Annotated in this window: 1 protein-coding gene; it reads right to left on the reverse strand. The window is 67.2% G+C overall.

Annotation, left to right across the window (positions count from 1 at the left end; translation table 11 throughout):
• Positions 1 to 19 precede the first annotated feature (19 nt).
• On the reverse strand, positions 20 to 522 hold a 503-nt coding region (locus H6A21_RS10785; protein WP_204562781.1), incomplete at its 5' end, for an IS3 family transposase.

A 522-nucleotide genomic window follows, 5' to 3' on the forward strand; every position in this document is an offset into this window, starting at 1 on the left:
CCCGATTTCGTTTACACCCCTACGCCGCCTTCATGCGGCGATCGTCCTCGGGCCGGTTGGCCCGCTCGAACTCCTCGGGGCTGAGGTATCCCAGCGCCGAGTGGGTCCTGACCCTGTTGTAGAAGCACTCGATGTACTCGAAGATCTCGAGCGCCGCCTGGTCGCGGCTCTCGAAGGTGCGCGCGTGCACGCACCCGGCCTTGATGAGGCCCATGAGCGACTCCATCGCCGCGTTGTCCCAGGGCGACGATATCGAGCCCATCGACGGCTCGATCCCGGCCTCGCGCATGGTCTTCCCGAGCAGCAGCGAGGCGTACTGCGACCCGTGGTCGCTGTGGCGCGCGCAGCCCTTGCCGGGCCTCCTGCGCGCTATGGCCATCTTGAGCGCGTCGTCGGCGAGCTCGGCCGCCATGCTCGCCGACATCGACCAGCCGACGATCATCCTCGACCACACGTCCATCACGACGGCCAGGCAGGGCCAGCCCTGATGGGTCCTCACGTAGGTGATGTCCGCGAACCACA

Source organism: Collinsella tanakaei (assembly GCF_016902615.1).
Classification (GTDB): domain Bacteria; phylum Actinomycetota; class Coriobacteriia; order Coriobacteriales; family Coriobacteriaceae; genus Collinsella; species Collinsella tanakaei_A.